The organism is Roseicyclus sp., from assembly GCF_052168335.1.
Lineage (GTDB): Bacteria > Pseudomonadota > Alphaproteobacteria > Rhodobacterales > Rhodobacteraceae > Roseibacterium.
The window spans coordinates 1-5,114 of the sequence record NZ_JBQLZP010000326.1 but is presented as its reverse complement, the minus strand read 5'-3'; the positions used below and the strand labels follow the sequence as shown (position 1 = coordinate 5,114).

Genomic DNA, 5,114 nt, shown 5'->3' with positions numbered 1-5,114 from the left:
AGCGCGGCGAGCAGGTCGGCGGCCATAGCCTCGATTTCCCCGCGCCGCGCGGGCGCGCCGCGGTAGTGCAGGCCGAGGCCCACGGGCTTGCGCCCGATCAGGAGGCCGCGGACGCCTGCCACGCGCGCCTCGGCCTCAGCCGCCGCCGCGCCAAGCGCCGCGCGATCCACGGGGAGCCGCGCCACCGGGCCCGCGCCGCGCGCCCGCTCCGCCCCATGGGAGCCGCAGAGCATCAGGTCGAGCCCCGGCACGAAGCGCCGGAGTTCCGCCACCGGCCGCCCCGAGACGAGCGCGAGCGCGCCGCCCGTCCGGCGGTTCAGACGCCGCAGCATGGGCGGCAGGGGATGCGGCACGACCGTGTCCTGCGGGCGCGCCGCGATGTCCACGAGGCAGCCGTCGAAGTCGAGGAAGATCGCCAGCCGCGCGGGGTCGAGCCGCGCCAGTGCGTTCCGCGTCATGTGCCGTCTCCCGGGGGGTCGCAGGTCCGGGCGTTATAGCGGGAGCCGCGCGGGAATGTCAGCCCGCCCCCTGCCCCCGCGTCGCCGCGCGCCAGTCCGACAGTGCCGGGTTCTCCTCGGGCGCTTCGGCCGGGCGGCGGCGGAAGAGGCCGAGAAGACCGCCCCGCGCCGTCTGCGCCGAACCGATGGCGGGCCTGCGCATGTAGTGGAACTCCCGCGCGCCGAAGTAGAAGCCCACGACCGCGCCGAGAAGCCACCAGAGCGGCTCGGGCACCTCGCCGAGGCCCACCATCCGCGCCGAGAAGCCCTCGGGGTCCGCCATGGCGTAGCTGAAGAGGCCGATGGTCCCGAGCGCCATCAAGGGGCGCGGCAGCCGGTTCAGACCGTTCACGAAGCGGTCGTAGCCCGAGAGCCCGGCGTGGCGGAACTCCTCCGCCGCCGCCTCGAGCGCGAGACGATAGGCCTCGTGCGACAGTTCCATCTCGCGGGTCGCGTTGGCGACGAAGACCTCCGAGAGCCCCTCCGCCGCCTCGCCCGCCGTGGCGAGCGCGCCCGAAGCCAGTGCGCGTCCGATCAGTCCCATGCCGCTGTCCTTTCGCGGTGCTGCGCCTCGCTCAGGTGGTAGCGGGGCGAGATGAAGGCCTCGGCGCGCAGGATCCAGCCGCCCTTGCCGCCGTCGCGGCGGCGGGCGTACTTGCGGCTGGCCGCGCGCCGGTCGCCGATGCGGTAGTAGTAGTTGCGCCGCGCGATCCCGTAGGCGTCGGCGAGGTGTGCGGCCGCCCGCGCCTCCGCCGCCCGCGCGGCCCCCAGCGTCCGCGGCCCGATGACGCCGTCGACCGCGATGTCGAAGCCCATGTCCCGCAGGAGCCGCTGGAGGATGCGGACCGCGTTCGCGCCCGCGTTCACGTACATGTCGAAGACGGTCGCCTGCAGCGCCTCGGGCAGGCGACCGATGCCGGGGCGGGTGAAGTAGTGCTCCACGAAGAGGTCGGTCGCGATCTCGGGCGTGACGGCGCGGACGTCGGCCGTGTCCACGTCGCCGTCCCCGTCGAGGTCGAGCCCGAGCCGCCGCAGCGTGCCGATGGTGACGCCGTGTTTCGTGGCGCCGCCCGGATCGTCGGGATCGTTCACGAAGCCGCCCTCCCGGGCGACGATGTCCTTTGCGATGTCGCGAACCGACAGCATGGCCCGCCCTCCATGCTCGGTTTCTGATGACCGGCATGGCACCATGGCAGGGTGAAGAAAGCGCTAACGCGCGGGCAAGCGCCCCCGGATCAGCTCTCCGGGTCCTCGCCCTCGTAGTGGCGGTAGACGCCCTGCGCCTGCAGCGCGTCGATCACCTCCTCGGGCATGTAGGTCTCGTCATGGCGCGCGAGGATCTCGGTCGCCTGGAACACCCCGTCGACGAGGCGGCCCGTGCCGACCATCCCCTCGCCCTCGCCGAAGAGGTCGGGGAGGATGCCGGTGTACGTCACCGGGATCGAGGCGCCGCCGTCGGTGACCTTGAAGCTGATCGTCTCGCCCTCGCCGCGCACCAGCGTCCCCTCCTCGACGAGGCCGCCGATGCGGAACACCTCGGTCGCGGGCGGCGGTGCTTCGGCCACGTCGGAGGGCGCCCGGAAGAAGTTGATCCCGTCCCGCATGGCATATCCGATCAGCGCGGTGGACAGCGCCAGCGCCACGACGGCGAGGATCACGATCTGGATACGTCTCTGTTTCTTCAAGCCGCGCATCGGTTACTCACATGCTCCTGTGGGCCTGTCGCCGCCGTTCCTGTCCGGGACCTTCCCTTCATTTGGGGCAGGATGGCCGTCAAGTCGAGTGGACAGGGAGACGCGCCACCCGCGTCGACAGCACCGGACTTCTCGACACCACCCCGGAGCTTCAACCGGATTTCCCAAGGCCATGTTTTACGTGGTTAATTTTTGGAATTACAACCGGGGCGTGCAGAAGCGACCCCAGATCCATCCACAGGCCCGTCTAGACATCCGCCGCCTCGAAGGCGATCTGGCGGCGCAGGAACTGGGTGGCCTTGGAGGCCACGCGCCGGGGGTCGCCGGTGGTGAGAAACCTCGATTCGGTTCCAGGCCCGACCATGGCGGGGTGCCGCGCCAGGTAGTCGGCGAGCGCGGCCGCCACGAGGTCCGGCTGCGAGTAGACCGCGACCTCGGGGCCGAGCGCCTCGCGGAAGACCTCCTCGACCAGCGGGTAATGCGTGCAGCCCAGGATCGCGGCCTCGGGCTTCGGCATCCGGCGCAGAAGCGACTCGACATGGCTGCGCACCAGCGCGTCGGCGAGGATCATGTCCCCCATCTCGATCGCGTCGACGACGCCCGCGCAGGGCTGCGCCTCGACGTCGACGCCGATGGCGCGGAAGGCGAGCTCGCGCTGGAACGCGCGCGACGAGACCGTGGCGGGCGTGGCGAAGAGCGCGACGTGCTTCACCGCGACCTCGCGCGGCGGCGAGTTGTCGCCCCACTTGCGCTCGGTCAGCGCCTCGATCAGCGGCACGAAGACGCCGAGCACGCGCTTGTCGCGGGGCACCCAGCCCTCCTGCATCCGGCGCAGCGCGGCGGCCGACGCCGTGTTGCAGGCGAGGATCACCAGGTCGCAGCCCTGGTCGAAGAGGCACTGCACACCGCGCGTCGTCAGCTCGTAGATGTCGTCGGCATCGCGCACGCCGTAGGGTGTGTTCGCATTGTCGCCGAAATAGACGAAGGGAACCTCCGGCAGGCGCTTTGTCACCGCATCGAGAACAGTCAGGCCCCCGAGGCCCGAATCGAAAACGCCTACCGCCATCCGCCTGTCCCTTCCGCCCCTCAATACCGGTCGATCAGCCGCCCCGGCGCATCCTTGTCGCGATGCTGTTCCTCGAATTCGAAGCCCCGCGCGCTCGGATCGAGCGGCCGGGGGCTCAACGAATAGGTGGTTTCGCGCAGGAACTCCATCATCGCCCGTGCATCGCCGAGATAGGGCGCGAGCCGCGCGCGCGGGATCGGCTCGCCCACGACGACGCGGACGGGCTGGTTGATGCGCGCGCGGAACTCCTTGATCAGGAGGCCCATGCGCAGCGTCGTGTGCAGGTGGCTCATCAGCTGGAAGAGGCGCGAGTTGTGCCCCTCGAAGAAGATCGGCACCACGGTCGCGTCGGACTTCGCGATCATCCGCGCGGTGAAGCTGCGCCAGCCCGGGTCCATCGGCTGCCCGAAGGGCCTGGCGGCGGTGGAGACGGTGCCCCCCGGAAAGACGCCGATCGCCCCGCCCGCCGCGAGATACTCCAGCGCGTCCTTCCGCGTCTGGATGTTGAGGGCCAGCGCCTCCTTGGTCTCGTCGAAGCTGATCGGCAGGATGATCCGGTTGATGTCGTCCGCCTTGCGGAAGACACGGTGCGCGAGGATGCGGAAATCGCCGCGCGCCGCCGACAGGATATGGCCCAGCATCAGCCCGTCGAGGATGCCGTAGGGATGGTTCGCGATCACCACGAGCGGCCCTTCGCGGGGGATGTTGTCGAGGCTGCCGCTGACGACCTCGAGCCGCAGTCCGTAGCGCTCGACCATGACCTCCCAGAAGTCGCGACCCTGCCGCACCTCGTCGTTGTAGCCCTCGGCGCGGCGGATCAGCGTCAGGCGGCCGGTCGCGTTCTCCATCACGCGGATCATCGCCCGCCCGCCCCGCGAGGCGGCCGAGGAGGCGTAGGAGATGTCGCGCGCGACGGTCCTTGTGGCGCGGTCCCGGCGGCGTCGGACCATGTCAGGGGCTCCGGGCAGAAACACGGTGCCATCCGCATAGCCCGAGGCCGCGAGTCGGTCCAGCGGCCTCAGCGCCGCGTCCAGCCCCAGAGGCAGATGAGGTCGAGAAGGACATGCGCGCCCGCGACGGCGGTGATGTTCGCGTGGTCGAAGGGGGGCGAGACCTCGACGATGTCGCCGCCGACCAGGTAGATGCCCGCAAGCTCGCGCAGGAAGAGCGCGGCCTGCGCCGAGGACAGCCCGCCCCAGACCGGTGTGCCCGTGCCCGGCGCGAAGGCCGGGTCGAGCCCGTCGATGTCGAAGGACAGGTAGACCGGCCCCCGCCCCGCCCGCTCCCGCACGCGGCGCGCGATCTCGGCCGCGCCCTTCGCGTGGACCTCGCGCGCGTCGTGGATGTGGATGCCGAGATTGTCCTCCACCACGGTGCGGATGCCCACGTGAGACGAGCGCGCGACGTCGATCAGCCCCTCCTTCACGGCCTTGTAGGCGAAGGTGCCGTGGTCGATGCGCGAGGGATCGTCGTCGGGCCAGGTGTCGGTGTGCGCATCGACCTGGATCAGCGCCAGGGGCCCGTGCTTGGCGGCGTGCGCCCGCAGGAGCGGCAGCGTCACCGAGTGGTCGCCCCCCATGGCGAAGCAGGCCGCGCCGGCGTCGAGGATGCCGCGCGCATGCGCCTCGATCCGGGCGGGCACGTCGGCCGTGTGCGCGTAGTCGAGCGCCATGTCCCCGTAGTCGAGGATCGCGAGCGCCTCGAGCGGCGAATACCCGTCCCAGCCATAGGGCGGGTCGAAGGGCTGAAGGAGCGAGGCCTCGCGGATCGCCCTCGGCCCGAGGCGCGCGCCGGGCCGGTTCGTCACCGCCTGGTCGAAGGGGATGCCGGTCACGGCGATATCGAGGCCGCCCAGGT

The 5,114-nt window shown here is 71.2% G+C and carries 7 protein-coding genes; all 7 read right to left on the bottom strand.

The window, feature by feature from the left end:
* Nucleotides 1-458: trehalose-phosphatase (locus ACTS11_RS10085; RefSeq protein WP_442640186.1), on the bottom strand; the 458-nt coding region annotated here is incomplete at its 3' end.
* A gap of 58 nt (nt 459-516) precedes the next feature.
* Nucleotides 517-1,041: a holin family protein gene (locus ACTS11_RS10080; RefSeq protein ID WP_442640185.1), complete on the bottom strand. Its 525-nt coding sequence runs from the start codon at nt 1,039-1,041 to the stop codon at nt 517-519.
* Nucleotides 1,032-1,643, bottom strand: a complete 612-nt coding sequence (locus ACTS11_RS10075) for a holin-associated N-acetylmuramidase (protein ID WP_442640184.1) — start codon at nt 1,641-1,643, stop codon at nt 1,032-1,034. The genes ACTS11_RS10080 and ACTS11_RS10075 overlap by 10 nt, the downstream gene beginning before the upstream one ends.
* An 89-nt stretch (nt 1,644-1,732) precedes the next feature.
* Complete coding sequence (gene ccmE / locus ACTS11_RS10070) at nt 1,733-2,191, bottom strand: cytochrome c maturation protein CcmE (RefSeq protein ID WP_442640183.1); 459 nt, start codon at nt 2,189-2,191, stop codon at nt 1,733-1,735.
* 247 nt (nt 2,192-2,438) lie between these two features.
* The gene (locus ACTS11_RS10065) at nt 2,439-3,257 is read right to left on the bottom strand and encodes a glutamate racemase (protein ID WP_442640182.1); all 819 of its coding nucleotides are present in this window, start codon (nt 3,255-3,257) and stop codon (nt 2,439-2,441) included.
* A 20-nt stretch (nt 3,258-3,277) separates the two neighbouring features.
* Nucleotides 3,278-4,207: a lysophospholipid acyltransferase family protein gene (locus ACTS11_RS10060; RefSeq protein ID WP_442640181.1), complete on the bottom strand. Its 930-nt coding sequence runs from the start codon at nt 4,205-4,207 to the stop codon at nt 3,278-3,280.
* 68 nt (nt 4,208-4,275) lie between these two features.
* Nucleotides 4,276-5,114: agmatinase (speB, locus tag ACTS11_RS10055; RefSeq protein ID WP_442640180.1), on the bottom strand; the 839-nt coding region annotated here is incomplete at its 5' end.

What these genes read in the sequence shown, in the direction of transcription:
- ACTS11_RS10075 (WP_442640184.1), bottom strand. Translation starts at nt 1,643, where the DNA reads ATGCTGTCGGTTCGCGACATCGCAAAGGACATCGTCGCCCGGGAGGGC.
- ccmE (WP_442640183.1), bottom strand. Translation starts at nt 2,191, where the DNA reads ATGCGCGGCTTGAAGAAACAGAGACGTATCCAGATCGTGATCCTCGCC.
- ACTS11_RS10065 (WP_442640182.1), bottom strand. Translation starts at nt 3,257, where the DNA reads ATGGCGGTAGGCGTTTTCGATTCGGGCCTCGGGGGCCTGACTGTTCTC.
- ACTS11_RS10060 (WP_442640181.1), bottom strand. Translation starts at nt 4,207, where the DNA reads ATGGTCCGACGCCGCCGGGACCGCGCCACAAGGACCGTCGCGCGCGAC.
- ACTS11_RS10080 (WP_442640185.1), bottom strand. Translation starts at nt 1,041, where the DNA reads ATGGGACTGATCGGACGCGCACTGGCTTCGGGCGCGCTCGCCACGGCG.